The sequence below is a fragment of the Kitasatospora sp. NPDC059648 genome (assembly GCF_042734825.1).
In the GTDB taxonomy this organism is placed as follows: Bacteria; Actinomycetota; Actinomycetes; order Streptomycetales; family Streptomycetaceae; genus Kitasatospora.
This window is the reverse complement of the sequence record NZ_JBHWDU010000083.1, coordinates 1-20,145: the sequence shown is the minus strand read 5'-3', so window position 1 is coordinate 20,145 and position 20,145 is coordinate 1. Positions and strand designations below refer to the sequence as shown.

Below are 20,145 nucleotides of genomic sequence, written 5' to 3'. Positions count from 1 at the left end.
CGCCCGCCCACCGGGGTGCACACCCGGACATCTGCCGTAACCGCAGCGGCACCTCCGCTTACCGGCGGGTGACGGCCGGGCAATGCCCCCGTAACACGTGCGGCGGAGGCTGGCCCGCATGGCACCGACCCTCACCCCGCCAGGACCGCTCACCGGCTTCGCCGTCGGCGTCACCGCCGCGCGCCGCCGCGAGGAGCTCACCGCCCTGCTCGCCCGGCGCGGCGCCCAGGTGGTCGAGGCACCCGTGCTGCGCATCCTCCCGCTGGCCGACGACCTCGCGCTGCGCGAGGCCACCGACCGCTGCCTGGCCGCCCCGCTCGACTACGTGGTCGCCACCACCGGTGTCGGCTGGCGCGGCTGGATGAGCGCCGCCGAGGGCTGGGGCCGGGGCGCCGCCCTCGCCGAGGCCTGCCGCGGCGCGGTCGTGCTCAGCCGCGGCCCCAAGGCCACCGGGGCGGTTCGGGCCAGCGGGCTGGACGAGCGCTACTCCCCCGTCACCGAGGCCACCGACGAACTGCTCACCTGGCTGCTCGCCCGCCCGCTGGCCGGGTGCCGGATCGCCGTCCAGGAGCACGGCGTCGGCCTGGGGGCCTTCGCGGCCGCGCTGCGCGAACGCGGCGCCGAGGTGATCTCCGTACCCGTCTACCGCTGGGCGCCGCCGGAGGACCCGGGCGCGGTGCGCAAGCTCCTCGACCAGACCGTCCGCCGCCAGGTGCACGCGCTCACGTTCACCAGCGCGCCCGCGATCACCGCGCTGCTCGCCACCGCGCAGGCCGAGGGGCTGTACGAGGCCCTGCTCGACGCGCTGCGCCAGGACGTGCTGCCGGTCTGCGTCGGCGCCCTGTGCGCCCGGCCGCTCACCGACCTCGGCCTGCCCGCCGTCCACCCCGAACGCGGCCGGCTCGGCGCACTCGTCCGGCTGCTCGCGGACACCCTGCCTGGCCGGGGCCGCCGCGAAGTCGACCTCTCCGGAAGGCTGTTGGCGCTCCAGGGCAACGCCGCCCTGGTCGACGGCGAGAGCCACTGGCTCAGCCCGCGCGGCGCGGCAGTGCTACGGGCCCTCGCCGAACGCCCCGGCCGTGTGCTCAGCCGCGCCGACCTGCTGCGCGCCGCCTGGCCGGACACGGCGGCCGACGAACACGCGGTCGAAGCGGCCGTCGGCCGGCTCCGGGCGGCCCTCGGGCCGCACGCCACGCTGATCCGCACCGTCCCCAAGCGCGGCTACCGGCTGGTGGCGGGCTGATGGCGCCGGTGCTGCTCGCCGTCGCCCACGGCAGCCGCGACCCGGCGGCCGCCACCGCAACCCGCGCCCTGCTGCGCCTGGTTCGCGCGCTCCGTCCGGAACTGACCGTGCGCTGCGGCTTCCTGGACCTGGCGCGGCCATCGCTCGCCGAGGTGCTCGCCCGGCTGTCCGGCGCCCGACCGGTCCTGGTCCCCCTCCTCCTCGGCGCCGGCTACCACATCCGGGTCGACCTGCCCGCCGCGCTCGCCACCGCCGGCCTCCCGCTCACCCATCTCGCCCCGGTGCTCGGCCCCCACCCGCTGCTCGCCGAGGCCCTCGCCGACCGCCTCACCGAGGCCGGGGCCCCCGCCGGCGCCCCCGTGGTCCTGGCCGGCGCCGGCTCCTCCGACCCCACCGCCCTCGCCGACACCGCCCGGATGGCCGACGTCCTCGCCACCCGCCTCGGCCGCCCGGTCACTCCCGCCCACCTCTCGGCCGCCACGCCCACCCCCCACCGGGCGGTCGCCGACCTCCGGGCCGCCGGCCACCCCGCCGTCGCCCTGGCCACCTACCTGCTCTCCCCCGGCTTCTTCGCCCGCCGCGCCGCCACCGCCCCGGCCCGCTGGACCGGCGGCCCACTGGCCGCCCACCCCGCCGTCGCCCGCCTGATCCTCCACCGCTACGACCAGGCACGCGCGGCCGCCGGACTCCCCGCGGCCGCCTGACCGACCGAACCGCTCCGGCCCCGGCCAGCGGGCCGCCACCGCACTCCCCGCCTGACCGGCCGACAGGAACCGCAGGCCGCGCCTCCGCTACCGTCTGGCTGATCCCGCACGCGGCGCGGACCGCACCGCGGGGAAGACGACGAGGGGGAACGGTGCAACCGAACAACGGGCCGGGCGCGGGGCTCACCCCGCAGGAGACGGCTGCGCTCCTGCTGGGCAAGATCCGCCGGGGCCACGACTACGCCCGCGGGAAGAAGGAGAGGTTCCGTCGGCGCGCCTCCGTGATCAAGCTGCTGACGCTGGCCCTGTCCGCGGCCTCCACCATCCTGCTGGGCCTCCACAGGTGGACGGACCTGGCCTTCGCACTGGTCGCCCTGGTGACCGCGCTCGCAGCCGCCGAGCCGTTCTTCAACTGGCGCTCGCGCTGGGTGCTGATGGAGGAGGCCCAGTACCGCTTCCGGCGGCTCGCCGACGACCTGGAGTACCTCGTGGCGTCGACCGCCCCCGACGACCTGGCACGCCGCCACCTCGACGGCGTCTTCGCCCGGTACCAGGCGGTGTGGGAGGACCTGAGCCGCACCTGGCTGGAGCAGCGCCGCGAACGCGCCGTCGTCGAGCACCTGACCGGCCCCCAGCCGTAGGGCCGGGGGCCGGCGCGCGGGCCGGTCAGCCGGTGACGCTCGCGGAGCCCGTCTCGATGTGACCGGCGGCCCGGCGGCTCCACGCCGGGTCGCTGCTGACGGTCACGGTGAAGTCGTACCACCCCTGCGCGAGGGTGACGGCGTTGAAGTGGTCCTTGGCGGTGGCGCCGGGGGCGACCTGGTAGGTCCAGCTGCCCGTCCGGTAGTTGCCCGCGGTGATGGTGAAGGTGACGGCGCTGGGCCCGCTGTTGGTCATGGTGAACCAGACCGCCGGGTCGCCGGTGTCCGGCGCCGGCGCGTAGGAGGTGGTGGCCTCCGCCGTCCCGCCCGCCGTGGTGGCGTTCCCCGCGAAGCGGCGCAGGGTGCGGTTGGGCCCGAGCACGGTGAAGTCGTACTGCCCGTTGCCGTAGCCGGCGCCGATGTCGAAGGAGTCGCGGGCGCTGCCGTCGGTGCCGGTGGCGGCGTCGTACGGGGCGACGGTGTACTGCCAGGGGCCGCCGTTGCGGTAGGCGTTGGCGTAGACCGAGTAGTGCGCCCAGGCGGTGGCCTGCGGGCCCTGGTTGGCCAGGTCGATCCAGAGCCGGGTCCGGCCGTCGGCGCCGGTCTCGATCCGGTCGACCCAGGCGTTGGGCTGGTAGGGCAGCGCGCGGGCGGGCTTGGTGCCGGGCTCCTGGGCGGGCATGGCGTTGGTGCCGGGGCTCGGGTTGATCTGCACGTTGGCGGCGGCCTGGCCGAGGGTGGCGCTGGTGTCGGGCAGCGCGGGCAGGCCGTAGACCGGGCTGGTGAAGTCGAAGGCGCCGGTGAGGTCGCCGCAGACCCGGCGGCGCCAGTCGCTGATGTTGGGGCAGACGGCGGGGGTGCCCAGGGCGGCCGTCCAGGTCTCCAGGAAGCGGATGACGCTGGTGTGGTCGTAGACCCGGGAGTCGACCCAGCCGCCACGGGTCCACGGCGAGACCACGATCATCGGGACGCGGAAGCCGAGGCCGATGTTGGTGCCCTTGCAGAACTCCCCGGCGGTGCCGGCCGGGGCGACCGGCGGGGGCACGTGGTCGAAGAAGCCGTCGTTCTCGTCGTAGTTGAGGAACAGTACGGTGGAGTCGAAGACGTCCGGGTCGGCGGCCAGCGCCTGGAGCACCAGGTTGACGAAGTGGGCGCCGTTCTCCGGCGGGCCGTCCGGGTGCTCGGAGAACAGCTGGTTGGCCACCACCCAGGAGACCTGGGGCAGCGTGCCCGCGAGCGCGTCGGCCCTGATCGCGGCGGCGATGTCGTCCGGGGTCGAGCCGGTGCTGGGCACCGAGCCCATGCCGCGCCGGGCGAGCGGGCTCGAACTCGGCGCTCCGGTGAACTGGTTGAAGTAGGTGAGGCCGTTGTCACCGAAGTTGTCGTGGGCGTTCTGGTAGACCTTCCAGCTGACGCCCGCGTTCTGCAGGGTCTCGGCGTACGTCTGCCAGTGCAGGCCCGACTCGGAGCCGCCGTCGTAGGCCGGACCGCCCGCGGTGGCGCCCGGGTCGATCGTGCCGGACCACAGGTAGGTGCGGTTGGGGCCGGTGGCCGAGAGGATCGAGCAGTGGTACGCGTCGCAGATGGTGTAGGCGTCGGCCAGCGCGTAGTGGAACGGTATGTCCTCGCGGGCCATGAAGCCCATGGTGCGGTCCGAGCCCTTGGCGGCGACCCAGGAGTCCATCTTCCCGTTGTTCCACGCCTTGTGCTGGGTGGACCACGAGTGGTCGAGCGAGCCGTCGCACTGCGCCAGTTGCTCGGCGCTGACACCCCACCACCAGGTCCTGGTCTTGCTGAGCTGCCACGGGTACTGCCGGCCGCTGCCGTTCGGCTGCTCGAACACGCTGGTGCCGCCCGCGATCTGGAGGGCGGTGCGGTCGCCGAATCCGCGCACGCCCTTCAGTGTGCCGAAGTAGTGGTCGAAGCTCCGGTTCTCCTGCATCAGCACCACGACGTGCTTGACGTCGCGGATCGTCCCCGTCGTGGTGGTGGACGCGCTCGACAGCGCTGTGGGCATGGCGGTGTCCAACCCGATGGCCGCGCCGAGGGCGGCGGCCGAGCCGAGGAAGGTGCGACGGGTGACGGGTGACACGTGAGGCCTCCGGGAAGTGTGGACAGCTCCAGCGCCCGTGACCGTTCGGCAGCCGGACGACTACCGCCCGGTGGCCGGGGTGGCGGAGAAGTTATATCCGGCGGCCGGTGGGCGGGAGTCCGCGCCCCCGCCCGGTCACCGGCCGCCGGGCGACACCGCCCGTGGCTTCCGCCCGACGGCGTCGATGAAGTCCAGCAGCCGCTCGTTCACCAGCTCGGGCCGCTCCAGGTTCAGCCCGTGCCCGGCCCGTTCCACGATCTCCGCCTGCACACCCGGGATCAGCGCCGTCACCCGCTCCACCACCCGGCGCGGGCGCAGCAGCGCACTGCGCCTGCCCACCAGCACCAGCGCGGGCAGCCGGACGGAGGCCAACTCCTCGTCCGTCAACGGCCGGGCCGGCGGGCGGCTGCTCGGCTTGTAGCTGCGCATGGCGAGCATCAGCGGCGCGATCATCGCGCGCGGCGCGCTGAGCGCCGGATTGGCCAGCAGCCGGCCGACCGCCGGGCGCAGCGGCGGCGGGGCGAGCATGCCGAACAGGCCGGCGACCATGTGGAGGTAGAACCGCGCGGGCACCTTCTCGATCCCGCCGGGGTCCAGCGAGGTGACGGAGGCGAGCCGTTCGGGCCCGTGGACGGCCAGGTTGAGCGCCAGCCAGCCGCCGTAGGAGACGCCGACCAGGTGGACCCGGTCCAGCCCGAGACCGGCGAGGACCTCCCCGAGCCACCCTGCGTTCTCCGCCGACCCGGCCGCGACGGCCCGCTGCACGCTGCGGCCGGGGTCGTCGAGCGTGTCGATCGCGTACACGGGGTGGTGTTCGCCGAGCGCCGCGATCTGCGGGTACCAGTTGGACGGGTGCCCGGCATGGCCGTGCAGCAGCACGATCGGCTCGCCGGTCGTCGCGCCGCAGTGGTGGACGTGGACAGTGCCGTAGCCGGTCTCGACGTCGAGTTCCCGGCGCGGGCTCGGCCACAGCTCCATCGCCCGGTCGTACGCGTCGAGGGACTTCGTCCTCGCCGCCTCGCTGGTGAAGTGTCCGACGCTGGTCCTGGTCATGGTCCCTCCCGAATTTGATGGTATGTTTGTACCATAAAAACATCCGGAAGGAACCCGATGCCGAAGCTGGTGGATCACGAGGAGCGGCGGGCCCACATCATCGACGCCCTGCTCCGCTCGGCGGCGAGCAGCGGCCTGCACTCCGTCACCATGCGCTCGGTGGCGGTCGAGGCGGGCGTCTCGGTGCGGCTCGTCCAGTACTACTTCGACACCAAGGAGCAACTGCTCCTCGCCGCCATGACCCGCCTCGCCGCCCGGATGGGAGAGCGGGTCCAGCGCCGCGTCCGCACCACCGGCGCCGGCACCGACCCGCGCCGCATCATCGAGGCCGTCCTGCTCGAAGCCGTCCCCACCGACGAGGAGAGCCGGGCCTTCCACCTCATCTACACCGAGTACGCCGTACTCTCCGTCACCGACCCCGCGCTCGCCGGACATGCCTTCCTCGCCGCCCCCGACGAGATGGAAGCCTTCCTGGTCGCCCAGCTGACGGCCGCCCAGCGGGCCGGCACCGCCGACCCCCGACTGGACGCCCGCCAGGAGGCCGTCGTCCTCCTCGCCGTCTCCGCCGGCCTCGGGCTGAGCGTCCTGCTCGGCCAGCGCACCGCGGACGAGGCCACCGCCGTCCTCCACTACCACCTCGGCCGGCTCTTCCCGGGCTGACGGCGGCTCGGCTCCCGAGCAGAACGGCGGCCGGACGACGGCGGAGCCGGTTGCGGCACGCCCCCTGCCGCGACACCTCCCGACCATCGGCTCGCGACCCGGTCCCACGGGTGGCGCGGCCACGGGCGTCCGACTGCTCGCGCCCAGGCCCGGCGCCCGTTCAGGCCCCGGTTCCGGCCTCGGCCCCTGCTCCCGCTCCAGCCCCCGCTCCGGCGAGGAGCGCGTGCACGGTGGCGGCCATGGTGCGGCGCGCCTGCTCGGTGCTCAGCCCGCTGCTGCGCCAGTGGTACCAGGCGCTCCACGTGGTCACCGCGTCCAGCCCGTGGAGCAGGTCCGTACGTGCGGACTCCGGCAGCGCGTCGAGCTCCGCGGCGAAGATCTGGGTGAGCCGCAGGCGGGCGAAGTCCAGCATCTGCTGGACGGCCTCCTGGATCCGCGGGGACGGGTTCTCCAGCCGCATGACGGCCAGCCTGGCCGGGGTGACGCCTTCCAGGATGCGCGCCCGCTGTTCCGTGAGGGCGGCCACCCGCAGCTCGCGCGGCCCTTCGGTGGGAAGCGGCCTGATCTGGGCCGCGAGCTGCTCCAGACGGCGGTTGACGGCGACTTCGGCCAGTTCGGCCATGTCCGCGAAGTGGTGGAACACCAGCCGGCGCGACACCCCCGCCCGCTCGGCCACCTTGTCGGCGGGGAAGTGCGCCTGGTTCTCGTCGATCAGCGACAACATCGCGTCGGCGATCTTCTCGCGGGTCTGCCGCCCGCGTTCCGTCCGCCCGTCGGTGACGGGCACGGCGGCTTCGGTCCGCTTCACGTGGGCTCCTCCGCCCTCTCGTTGACATTCTTGCACCGCGAGTGCAAGTGTACGCATTGCACGGTGAGTGCAATTAGTTTTGGCGGGCCCGCAGACTGCCCGCCGCGCGAGGAAGGGCTGTCCACCGCCGATGTTCACCACTGTGGGGCGCTGGTGCGCCCGCAGACCCAGGCGGGTCATCGCCGCCTGGCTGCTGCTGGCGGCCGCCGCGCTCAGCGCCGTCGCGACGTTCGGGCGCGTCACCAGCGAGGCCGTCTCCATCCCCGGCAGCGACAGCCAGGCCGCTCGGGACATCGCCGACCGCGCGTTTCCCGCCTCCGCCTCCGGCAAGCAGCCCGTCCTGCTCCACACCCCGGCCGGCGCGGCCCCGCTGACCGCCTCCGACACCGCCGCCGCGGTCCGCAGCGCGGCGGCGGCCATCGCGGCGGTCCCGCACGTGGTCGCCGTCACCACGCCCTACGACCCGGCCGGCGCCACGGCCATGAGCGGCGACGGCCACACCGCCTACCTCTCGGTCGAACTCGACGTCTCCGGGCGGGACGTGACGCCCGCGATGACGGGCGCCGTGCTCGCCGCGGCGGCGCCGGCCACGGCCGCCGGCATCGAGGTGACCCCGGGCGGCTCCCTGGCCGCCGCAGTCGACCGGGGCAGCACCGGCCGCAGCGAGGCCATCGGCCTCGGCACCGCCCTGGTGATCCTCACCCTCTCCCTCGGCAGCCTCCTCGCCGCCGGACTGCCGCTGCTCGCCGGGGTGATCGGCCTCGGCATCGCCCTGCCCGTCCTCGGCCTCGTCGGCCACCTGATGGACGTGCCCGAGGCCGGCGAGACCATCGCCGCCATGATCGGGCTGGGCGTCGGCATCGACTACACCCTCTTCGGCCTGACCCGCTTCCGGGAACTCCGCGCCGCCGGGGTCGGGATCGAGGACGCGGCCGTGCGCACCACCGCCGGCTCCGGCAAGTCCGTCGCCTTCGCCGGCAGCGCCGTCGTCGCGGCCCTCGCCGGGCTGGCCCTGGGCGGGCTCCCCCTGCTGTACGCGCTGGCCCTCGCCCCGGCGATCGCCGTGGTGACGGCACTGGGCGTGAACCTCACGCTCCTGCCCGCCACCCTGGTGCTGCTCGGCGGGCGGCTGACACCCAGGCCGCCCAGGGCCTCCGTCCCCGCCGGGCGCCCGCGCGGCTGGGGACGGATCGCCGCCCTGGTCGCGGCCAGGCCCTGGCCCCTGCTGCTGGCCGGCCTCGCCCTGCTCGGTGCCCTCGCCGTCCCTGCGGCGCACCTCCACCTGGGCCAGCTGGACGCCGGAAGCAAGGCTTCCGGCAGCATGAGCCGCACCTCGTACGACCGGATGGCCGCGGCCTTCGGCCCGGGTTCCAACGGCGTGCTCCAGGTCGTCGACGTCCTGCCCTCCACCGCTCAGCCGACCGCAGGGAGCACCGCCCAGCCGACCACGGGACCCGACGACCCGCGCCTGGCGGCCGTGACCGCCGCGCTGCGCGGAGCCGAGGGCGTCGCCTCCGTCAGCCCGCCCTCGCTCGCCGCCGACGGCCGCACCGCCCGCTGGCAGGTCACCCCGGCCGCCGCGCCGTCCGACCCCGCCACCACCGCACTCGTCCACCGCCTGCGCGCGGACGTACTGCCCCGGGCCACCGCCGGGACCTGCCAGCAGCTGCACGTCGGCGGCACCCCCGCCGCCCAGGCGGACCTCAACGCGCGGATCGCCCAGCGGATGCCGCTCGTCGTCGGCTTCGTCCTGACCGTCGCCGGACTTCTCCTGCTGCTGGCCTTCCGCTCGCCCGTCGTCGCCGTGAAGGCCGCCGTGATGAACCTGGTGTCGGTCGCCGCCGCCTACGGCGTGCTCACCGCGGTCTTCCAGCACGGCCTGGGCGCCCGGCTGATCGGCCTGGACGGCGCCGTCCCGATCCCCGGGTACGTGCCCCTGCTGATGTTCGCCGTGCTCTTCGGCCTGTCCATGGACTACGAGGTCTTCCTGCTCAGCGCCGTGCGCGAGGGCTACCTGCGGGAACGGGACAACCGCCGCGCCGTGGTCGCGGGGCTCAGCAGCACCGGACGGATCATCAGTTCGGCGGCTCTGATCATGGTCGCCGTCTTCCTCAGCTACCTGCTCTCCGACGACCCCGTGGTCAAGATGTTCGGCATCGGCCTGGCGAGCGCCGTCGCCCTGGACGCGACCGTCGTCCGCGGCCTGCTCGTCCCCGCCACCATGGTCCTGCTCGGCGACGGCAACTGGTGGCTGCCCCGCTGGCTCGACCGCCTGCTCCCGCACGTCGACATCGAGGGCGACGGCCACACCCCGCAGCCCGGTGAGTCCGGCGATCCGGCTCCCGTGCTCCAGACCCGGTGAGCCCCGCGGATCCCGAGCCCCGCCCGCCTCGAACCCACTCCCGAACCCACACCCACACCCGAACCACCCATCAGGAGCACGTCCCCATGCACAGCCACGTCCGCCGCGGTCTTCCGATGCTCACGGCCCTCGGCCTGACCATCGGGGTCACCGCCCTCGCGGCGCCCGCCGCCCACGCCGAGCCCGACTGCGGGCGCGCCCCGGTCCAGTACTCCGTCGACGGCGGCGCCCACTGGACGAACGACGCCACCATGCCCGCCGAGTCCGGCAGCGTCCAGGTCCGGCTGGCCGGGGTGCCCACCGCGGGCTGCGACTACCACGTCTCGCTGGGCTCGTACGCGACGCAGGGCGCGACCTGGGCCACCTCCGGTCAGCAGACCTTCCTCGGCTGGGCGACCACGACCCTCACCCGGGAGCACTACCGGGACACCCTCGACGTCACCGGCCATCTGCCACGGTGCTACGGCGAGTTGGCCCTCTACTCGGTCGGCGAGAAGTACGACGGGAGCGACAGCGACCACCCGCTGCCGCACTACCCGGACGAGCCGTTCTCCGGTCTGGGCATCGCCTCCTGGAACGGCGGCACCGCCTGCGCCCCGACGCCGACGCCCACCGCGGCTCCCACGAGCGCCGCCCCGACACCGACGCCCACCGCCGCCCCGGCCACCAGCGCGGCGGTCCCGACGCCGCCCCCGGGCGGGCCGACCGCGTCGCCGCGGGCCGACCAGCGGACCCCGGCCGCGGCAACGGCGACGCCGACCGCGACGGCCACGGCCGCTCCGGCGCTGGCCGCCACGGGCGCCGACGACGGCCTCCTGATCGCCGCCGGGGTCGCCGCGGCAGCCATGGTGGCCGCCGGCGGCGCGGCGGCGTACGTCGGCCGACGCCGCTGACGGCACGACAACCTCTCTTCCTCCCGCCTGGCTTCACCCAGGGCAGAACGCCGCGCCCTTCCCCCGGCGTCCCGATTCCCTAGGCTGGAGGGGTGAGCACTCAAGCGCCGAACGAAGCCCGCGTCATTCCGCTGCGCCCGCAGACCTCGCCGCCCGCCCCGGGCGGGGCGAACCGCACCCCAGAGGCACCCGCCCCCAAGGAACCCCTCTGGCGCGACCTCGTCGGCGACGTCCTGCGACGCGAACGACTCGCCCAGGAACGCACGTTGAAGGACGTCGCGGAGACGGCCCGGATCTCGATGCCGTACCTGTCGGAGCTGGAGCGCGGACGCAAGGAGGCCTCCTCCGAGGTGCTCGCGGCCGCCGCCAAGGCCCTCGGGCTCGGCCTCGGCGACCTGCTCTCGCTCGCCCAGGACGAGCTGGTCCGGCACAGCACCCGCAGTCGGCCGACCCACCGCCGTACGGCGCCGTCGGCGCAGGCCAACGGCCTCTGCCTGGCCGCCTGAGCCGACCGGCGGCCGGTACACCCCCGTGGTACCGGCCGCCGGTCCCGCTCCGGGGATCAGGCGAACGCGAGCCGCCGGCTCAGCACCTCGTCCGCCAGCCCGTACGCGACGGCTTCCTCGGCGGTGAGCACCTTCTCCCGGTCCATGTCCGCGCGCAGCGTCGCCACGTCGTGCCCGGTGTGCCGGGACAGCACCTCCTCCACCTGGGAGCGGATCCGGACCATCTCCTTGGCCGCGAGGCTGAGGTCGGAGACCATCCCCTGCCGCCCGCCGCTGGCCGGCTGGCCGAGCAGCACCCGCGCGTGCTGGAGCACGAACCGCCGCCCGGGATCGCCGCCCGCCAGCAGCACCGCCGCTGTGGAGGCCGCCTGGCCGACGCAGAAGGTGGAGATCGGCGCCTGCACGAAGGTCATCGTGTCGTAGATCGCCATCAGCGAAGTGAAAGATCCACCGGGCGAGTTGAGGTAGATCGAGATCTCCCGCTCCGGGTTCTCCGACTCCAGGTGCAGCAGCTGCGCGATGACCACGTTGGCGACGCCGTCGTCGATCTCGGTGCCGAGGAAGATGATCCGCTCGTTCAGCAGCCGGCTGAAGACGTCGTACGTCCGCTCGCCCTTCGCGGTCCTCTCGATGACGTACGGAACCGTGTAGGACCCCATGTCACAACCCCATCCGTCGACGCGAGGTGGCCGGACGAATGTCGGCCACCGACTGCACCACCCGGTCAACCAGCCCGTACTCCACGGCCTGCTCCGCCGTGAACCAGCGGTCCCGGTCGCCGTCCCGCCGGATCGTCTCCTCGCTCTGTCCCGTGTGCTCGGCGGTGATCCGCTCGATGGACCGCTTGGTGAACTCCAGGTTCTCCGCCTGGATCTCGATGTCCGCGGCCGTCCCGCCGATGCCCGCCGAGGGCTGGTGCATCATGATCCGCGCGTTCGGCAGCGCGAACCGCTTGCCGCGCGCCCCCACCGTGAGCAGGAACTGCCCCATGCTGGCCGCGAACCCCATGGCCAGCGTCGACACGTCGTTCGGGATCAGCCGCATGGTGTCGTAGATCGCGAGCCCGGCCGTGACCGACCCGCCCGGGCTGTTGATGTACAGGCCGATGTCGCTGCGCGGGTCCTCCGCCGACAGCAGCATCAGCTGCGCGCACACCCGGTTCGCCGACACGTCGTCGACCTGCGTGCCCAGCAGCACGATCCGCTGCGCGAGCAGCTGCGCCGCTAGGTGGTCGTCGAACGCGCTGGGCCTGGTGTCGCCCTGCTCCGCGCGGGGCGCGTCGAATGGAATCATCTGGTCCCTCCTGGTCGAGGCGAAGATGCCGTCGACCCCACTCTCACCCCCGACCGGGCCAGCCGGCCGATTTCTCTGCCCGCCGCAGATTCGCCGAGGGCAGAGCCTCAGACCGCCACGGCCGGCTGTCCCGCGGGTCGCCGGAAGTCGCCGTGGAACACCTCCCGCACGTGCCACTCCCGATGGCGGTCCGCGACCGGCGGATTACCCGGCTGCGGACCGATGACGGGCCGTCCGGCGAGCGCGAGCACGTGCTGGCGGCTGGCCTCGCTGCGGCCGACGAACCGTTGGGAGACCAGGATGCGGTGCCCCTCCCCCACCCCCAGCACGCCCTTGTCGAAGAGCTTGTGGTGCAGCGAGCACAGGCACAACCCGTTGTCGACCGCGTCCGGCCCGTCGTGCGACCACCAGCGCACGTGGGCGGCCTCCAGACCGACCGTGCTCGCGCCGAGGGCGCCGTCGTAGCCGCAGAACGCGCACTGGAACTCGTAGGCGGTGAGTATCAGTTCCCGCATCCGCCGGTCCCGCTGCCGCCGGGCCGCACCTCGCACGATCCCGGTCCCGGCCTCCTCCAGGTCGAGCCCGACGGCCTCGCAGAGGTCCTCGTGCAGGGAGGGCGGGAAGTGGGCGTCCAGCAGCACCCGGGCCATCCGTCCCAGCAGCGCCGGTTCCCGGCCGAGCGCCGCTCGCAGTTCGGCCGCGAGCCGCCCGGTGGCCCCGCTCGACCGCAGCACCCCGATCCCGGTGCCGGGGCTCCCCGGTCCCCGGTCGGTGCGGACCTCCCAGACGCCGTCGCTGACCAGGTGGTGGAACGGGTACGCGGGTGTGGTCGCGTGCGACGGCCCGTACTCGACGAGCAGCCGCTTCAGTTCCTCCTCGACCGCGCTGTAGCGCAACTCCCCGTCCGCGTCCCGCTGGTAGCTGCCCAGGGCGTAGAGCAGCAACAGCGGCTTGTGCGGCGCGCGGACGCCCTTGTTCGTCCAACGCCTCAGCCCTGCCACCCGATCCAGCCAGTCCATGCCGGTCAGCGTAGTGGCGGCCCTTGTTAGCCTGATCATCATGTTGAGGAGAAGTGCGGATTTCCGTCCCCAACTGGCCCTGATCACCGCCAGTTTCGTCAGCAGGGTCGGGAACGGCCTCTTCAACACCGCGGCCGTCCTGTACTTCACGCTGGTCGTGCACCTGTCCGCCGCCCAGGTGGGAGCGGGACTGACGATCGCGGGCCTCTGCGGCCTGGCGGCCGGCATACCGGCGGGGAACCTGGCCGACCGGTACGGGCCGCGCGCGGTCTGGCTGTCGGCCCTCGTCGTGCAGGCGGCCACCATGGCGGCCTTCGTCCTCATCGACAGCTGGCTCGCGTTCACCCTCGTCGCCACCCTGGACCGGCTCGCCGCCACCGCCGCTGGTGCGGCGGGCGGTGCACTCGTCGCACGGGTCGGCGGCGAACGCCCGGCCGCCTTCCGGGCCCGGCTGCGCACCTTCGTCAACCTCGGCGTGGTCGTCGGCACCCTGGGGGCGGCCGTCGCGCTCCAGATCAACACCCGCCCCGCCTACACCGCACTGATCCTCGCCAACGCCGCCAGCTTCGCCGGAGCCGCACTGATCGCGTTCGCGGGAGTCCCCAACTACCGACCCCTGCCCCGGCCGACGGAGCACCGCCGGTGGTCCGTCCTGGCCGACCGGCCGTACGTGTCCTTCGTGGCGCTCTACAGTGCGATGGGGCTGCAGTACCAGGTCGTCTCGTTGCTGCTGCCCATCTGGCTCAGCGCGCACACCGATGCGCCCCGCTGGACGGTGGCGGCGGTGTACGCGATCAACAGCGGGGTGTGCGTGCTGCTGCAGAGCAGGCTCGGGTCGAAGGTGGAGACCCCGCAGCAGGGCGGCCGTGCGTTGCGCCTCGCTGGGCTCCTGTTCCTGCTCAGTTGCCCGCTGATGGCGCTGACGGCAGACGTTCCCGCGTGGGTCGCACCAGTGCTCACCGTCCTTGCGGTGTGCATCCACAGCGTCGGAGAGGTGTGGGAGTCCTCCGGCGGCTACGCGCTCGGGTTCGGGCTCGCCCCCGACCACGCCCAAGGGCAGTACCAGGGCCTCCTCGGCATCGGCTTCAACGCAGGCCAGGCCCTGGCACCTCTGGTCCTCACCGGGGCGGCACTTGCACTGGGCCACACGGGCTGGCTCCTCCTCGGCGCCCTGTTCGCCGCCCTCGGCGCCGCAGGACCCCCGGTGGCCGGGTGGGCCGAGCGCACCCGGCTAGGCCGTCAGGTGGTCGAACTCCCCCGCCTTGACGCCAAGCAGAAGGGCGCGGAGCACGTCGGGTGAGGTCGAGATGATGATGCCAGGGGCATCACTCTCACGAATCCTGATGCCATCGCCGGACGCTTCGGCAAGGTAGATGCAGTTGGCGGTGTCGCCGCTGAAGGAGGATTTCTGCCAGCTCTGATCGGCCACGATTGTTCCCGTCTCAAATGCTCTGGGCGATCCGGCGGATGAGGTCGCGGGAAGCGTCAGGCTTGAGCGCGCTCGCCTCCAACCGGTCCAACACGGCTCGATACTTGATCAGCTGCGGCTCGGTGTCAATGAACTCGAACCGGTCGCCGTCGACCTGCACACTGTCCAACCGTGCGACTTCGGCGGCGAAGTACACGATCCCAGCACCGGAACTCGGGAAGCTGCCGGTGCCGAACGGGATCACGCGTAGGTCGATGTGCGGGTACTCGCTCACGGTCAGCAGGTATTCCAGCTGGTCCCGGGCAACGTCCGGGCCTCCGAATTCCATCCGCAGGGCGGTCTCATGGACGACGGCCGACAGCGGGATCGGCTGTCCCCTGTACAGCACCGCCTGGCGCTTGATGCGATGAGAGACAAGGTGCTCCACTTCGGGTGGCGACAAGGGAGGCACCACATCCCGGAAGAGTGCACGAGCGTGCTCAGGGGTCTGAAGTAGCCCGGGGATGTGAATCACCGTGGCGATCCGCATCGATTGCGCATGGTGCTCGACCTCCGCCAGGTCGAGCGCCCCGGCCGGGAGGATCTCGCGGTACTCGTCCCACCAGCCCCGGGTGCGGCCACCGGTCATGCGGGTCAGCGCCTCGATCAGGGCCTCATCCGCGCAGCCGTAGAGACGCGCCAGGCTCCGCACCCGGTCCGCGCTCACCGGGTATCCGCCGGATTCGATGTTGCTGATCCGGGACTGCTGAGTACCGTGCAACTCCCCGGCCCGCGTGACCGACAGCCCAGCCTGCTCGCGCAGCCGGCGCAGCTCCGTGCCGAGTCGCCGCTGCCGGATGCTCGGCGGGATCTTACTGGGCGGCATCCGCTGTCCCCTTTCCCTGCTCGCCCTTCACTCCATGGAGTGGTAGTGCAATGAATTACCCATAGGCGGTGGACTACATACTACCGACTGGCTACTTTGATTGTGCGTCAGTTTCGCCCTTGCTGGGGCGCTCAACTCCCTTGCACGTAGGAGACTTCCATGACTGCTGCGCCCTCGCCAAACCCCCGCATCCCGTTCGACCAGGAGCTGTGCGGGCTCGTCCTCGACACCGCTCCCCGGCTCTTCGCCGTCGTCCAGGTGTGCGACGAGGGCCGGGAAGACGCCGACGGCTGGGTCGCGGCCTGGGGGCTCGTCGACCACGCCGGGCCGACGCACGTGATCAGCCTCGACGGGCGGGCCCGAATGACCCTCCCCTCGCCCGAGCGGGCCCTGTGCCACTTCGCCGGCCGGCCCGGCATCACCGCGCGCCTGGTCTGGCTCGCCCAGCCGGACACCGCCGCCATCGACCGACCCGCGGCCGCCTGACCTCCCAGACCGCCCTTTGCGCGAGAAGTCGGCCGGGTCGACTTCCTACGCGGACGAGGACTCACACGCCGACACCCGGCACCACTCACCTCGCAGCCCGCACCTGCCTTTCCCCGGATCGACTGCGCCCCCGTCTGTTCACTCGTTAGTGTGAGGACCAAGGCCGTATCCAAGCACGGGGAGGGCATGGGATGGGCGGCTACGTATCGGAGCCTGAGCGGCTCCCCATAGCGGCAGCCAAGCTGGATGAGGGGGCGGACAAGCTCTCCCAGGCCGGCACCGGCTTCGGCGAGTCAGCGGCGGCCGCGACCCGCCACGGCGAGTGGGCCATCGGCTCGTCCCTGAGCACGTGCACCAGCCATTGGTCCACGGAAGCCGGCAGGATCACCGTCGCCGAACCGGTCCATGAGCGACGCTTCGCGAAGTCGGTCACCCTGCAGCAGATTCGGTCCTGTAACCCCCGAGGCATTCCATCGAGCGGCTGAGGAATGGGACAAGCTTCGACATGGGGGGCGCCAGCAGGACCAGGACCAGGAAGCTCTGACGTGGCGCCTGGCACTTCGGATGGCAGGACGTGGACGCGTTGGCTCCTGGGGGTCTTCCTCACGGCCTGCGTGCTGGTCACGGTGGGGTGCGTGTGGTGGGGCGTGGCCGAAATGCGCCGGTCCTTCGACCGGCCTGAGACCGACTACGACCGCGCGGAGCGGCTGGCGGGACTGTACTACAAGCAGCACCCCGGCAAGGGGCGGTACTACATCCCAACGGCCGCTGCGCTGTCCCGGGCAGCCGACGGGTCGCCGGTCGCCTACCTGCACTTCGGGATGGCCGGCGGCGACTACGCCAACGTCGACGACTTCCTCCACACCTACGACCTGCCGAAGCCCGGCTCCGTCGCCCCACTGCCGCAGGACCTGCGGGCGGCGCTGCCCGGCGACGAACCGGCCGAGGGCCTGCTGCTACCGGTAGGGCAGGCCGGGCGGCAGATCTTCGTGGTGATGCGGCCATCCGACGTGGAGGGTGCGGGCGACGTCTACGTCCGGGCCACCGGCACTTGAAAGGGCCCCGGTCCTCTGCCCTGGAAGTCGGCCTGGCCGACTTCCAGGGCAGAACAACCTAACCAACCTGACCATGCGGCACATCGCGCACCTGTGAGCCTGGCCGGCCGAGGGTGTGCTGTTGCCGGAGGGACAGGCCGGACGGCAGGTCGTCGTCGTGACAGGGCCCGCCGAGCCGGGGCGGCGCGGCGGGCTGCCGGGAGGATCGGCTACCGCCGGGAGGCGGCGCGCTCGCCCCGGGCGTTCTCGTCCTCACCCCGGTCGTCCTCGTCCCAGCCGTCCCAGCCGTCGCTGCGGTCGCGGTACAGCGTGAAGCGGTCGTACAGCACCGGCGTCGGCACCGGGTTCGCGGCGGTGGCCGGGACGGAGTGGTAGTAGGAGACGGTGATGGTGGTGCGGCCGCCCGGGAACAGTCCGGGATCGACGTCGAAGACGGCGACGCCGTAGGGGTGGGTGGTGTCGGGGTCGGTGACGGCGGACCAGTGGGCCTTCTCCTTGGCGTCCGGGTCGGCCTTGAAGGTGAGGCGCTGGGTGCGGACGGTGGCCTCGCGGACGCCGTCGCCGTCGGCCGGGAGGTAGACGTCGTCGTGCCCGGCGGTGCCGCCGCCGCCCAGGATGAGGTGGACGGTGCCCTGGGAGGTGTCGATCTGCCGCAGGTCGTCGTCGACGACGGCCGGGGTGAGCAGGCCGCCGGGTTCGGTGCCGCGGACGGGGTGGGTGCGCTCGTAGTCGTGGTCGTGCCCGGCCAGGACGAGGTCGACGGAGTAGCGGTCGAGCAGCGGCAGCAGCTTCTCGCGGATGCCCATGTCGCCGCCGTGGCTGGCGGCGGAGGAGGACATCGCGAACTGGTGCAGGTTGACGACGATCCAGTCGACCGACCGTCCGGCTCGGGCGCGAGACAGCACCCGTTCCAGCCAACGGAGTTGGGCGCCCTCGCTGTAGTCGCTGATGTAGATGGACCGGCCGGTGGCCGGGTCGAGGCTGGCGTCGTCCTCGACGGCGATCTCGTTGCCGTCCAGGCTGGCGAACAGCACGGAGCCGATCTGGAAGCTGTACCAGTTGCCGCAGTGGTCGCGAGTGCCGTTGTCGGGCAGTTCGAAGCGGGTCAGGTAGGAGGCGTACCCGAGGGCGCCACCGCCAGCCTCCACCTCGTGGTTGCCGGGCGCGGGCATCCAGGGCCGGTTGGCGGCCGACTTGGCCATGTTGTTCATGAACGCGTTCCAGGCCTGCGGCTGGAGCTGCGGGTTGTTGTTGGCGTACGCGAGGTCGCCGTTGAGCAGGTGGAACAGCGGGCCGAACTGCTCGACCTGGCGGACGGCGGCGGCGCCGTGGACGGACGACTTCTTGAACACGTCGTCGCCGGTGCCGAGGTCGCCGAAGCTGGTGAATCGGAAGGCGGCCCGGCCGCGGGCGGGGGCGGTGCGGAAGGTGCCGCGCACCGGCTGGGCGCCGTCGTGCAGCACCTCGTAGACGTAGGTGGTGTCGGGGCGCAGACCCTCCAGGCGGGCGTGGTGGGTGTACGTCTCGACCTTGTTGAGCCCGTCGACGTAGCTGCGGCTGGACGCGTCGACACTGCGGCCCGCGCCGCCGCGCGGGGTGCCGATCCGCACCCGGGGGCGGCTGACGGAGGCGGCCGTCGCCCAGGAGACGGTCATCTCCCGGGACGGCTCGTTGCCCCACTGGAGGTGGATCTGCTCCGGGCCCGGGGTGCCGGCCACGGCCGGCTGGGTCCACAGCAGGGTGGACGCGGGCAGGGCGGTCAGCGCGCCGACCGCCGTGCCCGTTCGAAGGATCGTTCTGCGCGAGGGATGTGCCACCACTGCCGGACCTCCTGGGCTTCGAGAAACGCCCAGGAGGCTCCCAGCCGGACGGTACGTCAGGACCACGGTCGAACGTGGTGCCGGCGAACGGCAACTGAACGCTGGACCGGACCGGCCACCTCGGCGAGGAACGGCGCGTCGCCGGGCGGCCCGTACGGCGTGTCGACCCGCACCTCGGCCACCTCGTCCAGCAGCGCGTACAGACCCGAGCCGCCGATCACGCCGCGCTCGGCCCGCGCCGTCCCTGACCGATCGTCATCGCCCGTTCGCACCCTTCGCCGAGAGGCGGTCCCGGCCACTTCGGGAGTCGGCCTCGAAGAGGGGTACGGCCGGATGGCCGCGGGCCGCCGGGGTGGTCCGGGACGGCCGAACGGGTGACCTCCCGGACGTGTCGGCGGCGGCGTGCCCCACTCGACGTGCCTGGGTGGGAACGCGCCGCCTCCGGACGGCGCACGCCCTGTCCCCGGACCTGAGAGCCGCCCATGCCTCCCACCGCCCGTCTCCGCCGCTTCGTCCCGACCGCGCTCTGCGCCCTCGCCGTCGCCCTCGCCGCACCCGCGGCCCATGCCGCTCCCCCGGGTGGCGACAGCGGGACCGACCCCGGCGGGAGGACGGACGGCGGCCAGTACGACTGGGAGCGCGTGGCGGCCTGCGAGAGCAGCGGCAACTGGCACATCAACTCCGGCAACGGCTACTACGGCGGTCTCCAGTTCGACCAGCCCACCTGGCGTGAGAACGGCGGCCTCGCCTACGCCCCGCGCGCCGACCTCGCCGCCCGCGAGGAGCAGATGGCCGTCGCCCAGCACCTGGCCGACCGGCGCGGCCTCTCCCCCTGGCCGGTCTGCGGCTCCCGCGCCCTGGGCGGCCACGGTCCCGCCCACGGCCGGCAGAACGCCCCCGGCCAGGAGGCCGCCACCCGCGGCCACGAGCGCGACGGCGTCCTGCCCCCGCCCGGCGGCGCCCCGTCCGGCGGGGACGGCGGGGACGGCGGGGACGGCGGGACCAACAGGACCGGCCGGTGGACCGTCCGTGAGGACGACACCCTGGACGGGCTCGCCACCGCTCTGAACGTCCCCGGCGGCTGGCCCGCGCTCTACGCCCTCAACCGCTCCGCCATCGGCGACGACCCGGACCTCATCCGGCCCGGCCTGGTCCTGCGGCTGCCCTCCTGACCCCACGAGAACGCCTCGGCCCGCCCGGTCCATCAGGACCGGGC

General features: G+C 73.3%; 21 protein-coding genes and 1 pseudogene. 12 read left to right on the top strand and 10 right to left on the bottom strand.

Going from position 1 to position 20,145, the window contains the following annotated elements; translation table 11 throughout:
- Window positions 1-118 precede the first annotated feature (118 nt).
- The 3 genes from ACFV1W_RS32785 to ACFV1W_RS32775 all read left to right on the top strand — a co-directional run bounded on the left by ACFV1W_RS32785 (window position 119) and on the right by ACFV1W_RS32775 (window position 2,588).
- Window positions 119-1,243 (top strand): uroporphyrinogen-III synthase, encoded by a 1,125-nt coding sequence (locus ACFV1W_RS32785; protein ID WP_380420895.1) that lies wholly within the window; start codon window positions 119-121, stop codon window positions 1,241-1,243.
- Window positions 1,243-1,947 (top strand): sirohydrochlorin chelatase, encoded by a 705-nt coding sequence (locus tag ACFV1W_RS32780; RefSeq protein WP_380420894.1) that lies wholly within the window; start codon window positions 1,243-1,245, stop codon window positions 1,945-1,947. The genes ACFV1W_RS32785 and ACFV1W_RS32780 overlap by 1 nt, the downstream gene beginning before the upstream one ends.
- A 152-nt stretch (window positions 1,948-2,099) precedes the next feature.
- The gene (locus ACFV1W_RS32775; protein WP_380420893.1) at window positions 2,100-2,588 is read left to right on the top strand and encodes an SLATT domain-containing protein; all 489 of its coding nucleotides are present in this window, start codon (window positions 2,100-2,102) and stop codon (window positions 2,586-2,588) included.
- A 25-nt stretch (window positions 2,589-2,613) separates the two neighbouring features.
- Here ACFV1W_RS32775 and ACFV1W_RS32770 read toward each other — a convergent pair whose 3' ends face one another.
- Together ACFV1W_RS32770 and ACFV1W_RS32765 are read right to left on the bottom strand one after the other, a co-directional pair.
- Window positions 2,614-4,680, bottom strand: a complete 2,067-nt coding sequence (locus tag ACFV1W_RS32770) for a phosphocholine-specific phospholipase C (RefSeq protein WP_380420892.1) — start codon at window positions 4,678-4,680, stop codon at window positions 2,614-2,616.
- Window positions 4,681-4,815: 135 nt separating this feature from the next.
- On the bottom strand, window positions 4,816-5,733 hold the full coding sequence (locus tag ACFV1W_RS32765) for an alpha/beta fold hydrolase (RefSeq protein ID WP_380420891.1): 918 nt from the start codon (window positions 5,731-5,733) through the stop codon (window positions 4,816-4,818).
- A 57-nt stretch (window positions 5,734-5,790) separates the two neighbouring features.
- Between ACFV1W_RS32765 and ACFV1W_RS32760 the strand changes: the two genes are divergently transcribed.
- Window positions 5,791-6,393 carry a TetR/AcrR family transcriptional regulator gene (locus ACFV1W_RS32760; protein WP_380420890.1) on the top strand — a complete coding sequence of 201 codons (603 nt, stop codon included), beginning with the start codon at window positions 5,791-5,793 and terminating at the stop codon, window positions 6,391-6,393.
- Between the two features lie 160 nt (window positions 6,394-6,553).
- On the opposite strand, the gene ACFV1W_RS32755 is transcribed toward ACFV1W_RS32760, so the two are convergent.
- Entirely contained in the window at window positions 6,554-7,201 is a 648-nt protein-coding gene (locus ACFV1W_RS32755; RefSeq protein ID WP_380420889.1) for a TetR/AcrR family transcriptional regulator, read from the bottom strand.
- 130 nt (window positions 7,202-7,331) lie between these two features.
- On the opposite strand from ACFV1W_RS32755, the gene ACFV1W_RS32750 reads away from it, so the two are divergent.
- The 3 genes from ACFV1W_RS32750 to ACFV1W_RS32740 all read left to right on the top strand — a co-directional run bounded on the left by ACFV1W_RS32750 (window position 7,332) and on the right by ACFV1W_RS32740 (window position 10,962).
- A complete protein-coding gene (locus ACFV1W_RS32750) occupies window positions 7,332-9,563 on the top strand; it encodes an MMPL family transporter (protein ID WP_380420888.1) in 2,232 nt (743 codons plus the stop codon).
- A gap of 86 nt (window positions 9,564-9,649) precedes the next feature.
- On the top strand, window positions 9,650-10,456 hold the full coding sequence (locus tag ACFV1W_RS32745; RefSeq protein ID WP_380420887.1) for a hypothetical protein: 807 nt from the start codon (window positions 9,650-9,652) through the stop codon (window positions 10,454-10,456).
- 92 nt (window positions 10,457-10,548) lie between these two features.
- A complete protein-coding gene (locus ACFV1W_RS32740; RefSeq protein ID WP_380420886.1) occupies window positions 10,549-10,962 on the top strand; it encodes a helix-turn-helix domain-containing protein in 414 nt (137 codons plus the stop codon).
- Window positions 10,963-11,018: 56 nt separating this feature from the next.
- On the opposite strand, the gene ACFV1W_RS32735 is transcribed toward ACFV1W_RS32740, so the two are convergent.
- The 3 genes from ACFV1W_RS32735 to ACFV1W_RS32725 form a co-directional block, all read right to left on the bottom strand.
- Complete coding sequence (locus ACFV1W_RS32735; RefSeq protein WP_033347207.1) at window positions 11,019-11,621, bottom strand: ClpP family protease; 603 nt, start codon at window positions 11,619-11,621, stop codon at window positions 11,019-11,021.
- Window position 11,622: 1 nt separating this feature from the next.
- Window positions 11,623-12,255: a ClpP family protease gene (locus ACFV1W_RS32730; RefSeq protein WP_380420885.1), complete on the bottom strand. Its 633-nt coding sequence runs from the start codon at window positions 12,253-12,255 to the stop codon at window positions 11,623-11,625.
- Between the two features lie 107 nt (window positions 12,256-12,362).
- Window positions 12,363-13,274 carry a phosphorothioated DNA-binding restriction endonuclease gene (locus ACFV1W_RS32725; protein ID WP_380420884.1) on the bottom strand — a complete coding sequence of 304 codons (912 nt, stop codon included), beginning with the start codon at window positions 13,272-13,274 and terminating at the stop codon, window positions 12,363-12,365.
- 40 nt (window positions 13,275-13,314) lie between these two features.
- Here ACFV1W_RS32725 and ACFV1W_RS32720 point away from each other — a divergent pair, with 40 nt between their 5' ends.
- Window positions 13,315-14,574 (top strand): MFS transporter, encoded by a 1,260-nt coding sequence (locus ACFV1W_RS32720; protein WP_380420883.1) that lies wholly within the window; start codon window positions 13,315-13,317, stop codon window positions 14,572-14,574.
- Here the strand turns inward: ACFV1W_RS32720 and ACFV1W_RS32715 are convergent.
- Both ACFV1W_RS32715 and ACFV1W_RS32710 read right to left on the bottom strand, forming a co-directional pair.
- A complete protein-coding gene (locus tag ACFV1W_RS32715) occupies window positions 14,506-14,703 on the bottom strand; it encodes a DUF397 domain-containing protein (RefSeq protein WP_380420882.1) in 198 nt (65 codons plus the stop codon). The genes ACFV1W_RS32720 and ACFV1W_RS32715 overlap by 69 nt on opposite strands.
- Before the next feature lie 13 nt (window positions 14,704-14,716).
- A complete protein-coding gene (locus tag ACFV1W_RS32710) occupies window positions 14,717-15,568 on the bottom strand; it encodes a helix-turn-helix transcriptional regulator (protein ID WP_270148591.1) in 852 nt (283 codons plus the stop codon).
- A gap of 159 nt (window positions 15,569-15,727) precedes the next feature.
- Between ACFV1W_RS32710 and ACFV1W_RS32705 the strand changes: the two genes are divergently transcribed.
- The 3 genes from ACFV1W_RS32705 (at window position 15,728) to ACFV1W_RS32695 (ending at window position 17,109) form a co-directional block, all read left to right on the top strand.
- On the top strand, window positions 15,728-16,054 hold the full coding sequence (locus tag ACFV1W_RS32705; protein ID WP_380420881.1) for a hypothetical protein: 327 nt from the start codon (window positions 15,728-15,730) through the stop codon (window positions 16,052-16,054).
- Window positions 16,055-16,245: 191 nt separating this feature from the next.
- Window positions 16,246-16,539, top strand: coding sequence for a hypothetical protein (locus ACFV1W_RS32700; RefSeq protein ID WP_380420880.1), 294 nt, complete (start codon window positions 16,246-16,248; stop codon window positions 16,537-16,539).
- 162 nt (window positions 16,540-16,701) lie between these two features.
- Window positions 16,702-17,109 (top strand): hypothetical protein, encoded by a 408-nt coding sequence (locus ACFV1W_RS32695; RefSeq protein ID WP_380420879.1) that lies wholly within the window; start codon window positions 16,702-16,704, stop codon window positions 17,107-17,109.
- 209 nt (window positions 17,110-17,318) lie between these two features.
- Here ACFV1W_RS32695 and ACFV1W_RS32690 read toward each other — a convergent pair whose 3' ends face one another.
- Both ACFV1W_RS32690 and ACFV1W_RS32685 read right to left on the bottom strand, forming a co-directional pair.
- A complete protein-coding gene (locus tag ACFV1W_RS32690; RefSeq protein ID WP_380420878.1) occupies window positions 17,319-18,926 on the bottom strand; it encodes a purple acid phosphatase family protein in 1,608 nt (535 codons plus the stop codon).
- 68 nt (window positions 18,927-18,994) lie between these two features.
- Window positions 18,995-19,201: pseudogene (locus tag ACFV1W_RS32685) on the bottom strand (5'-methylthioadenosine phosphorylase); the annotation flags it as partial.
- Between the two features lie 210 nt (window positions 19,202-19,411).
- On the opposite strand from ACFV1W_RS32685, the gene ACFV1W_RS32680 reads away from it, so the two are divergent.
- Window positions 19,412-20,101 (top strand): transglycosylase family protein, encoded by a 690-nt coding sequence (locus ACFV1W_RS32680; protein WP_380420877.1) that lies wholly within the window; start codon window positions 19,412-19,414, stop codon window positions 20,099-20,101.
- Window positions 20,102-20,145 lie beyond the last annotated feature (44 nt).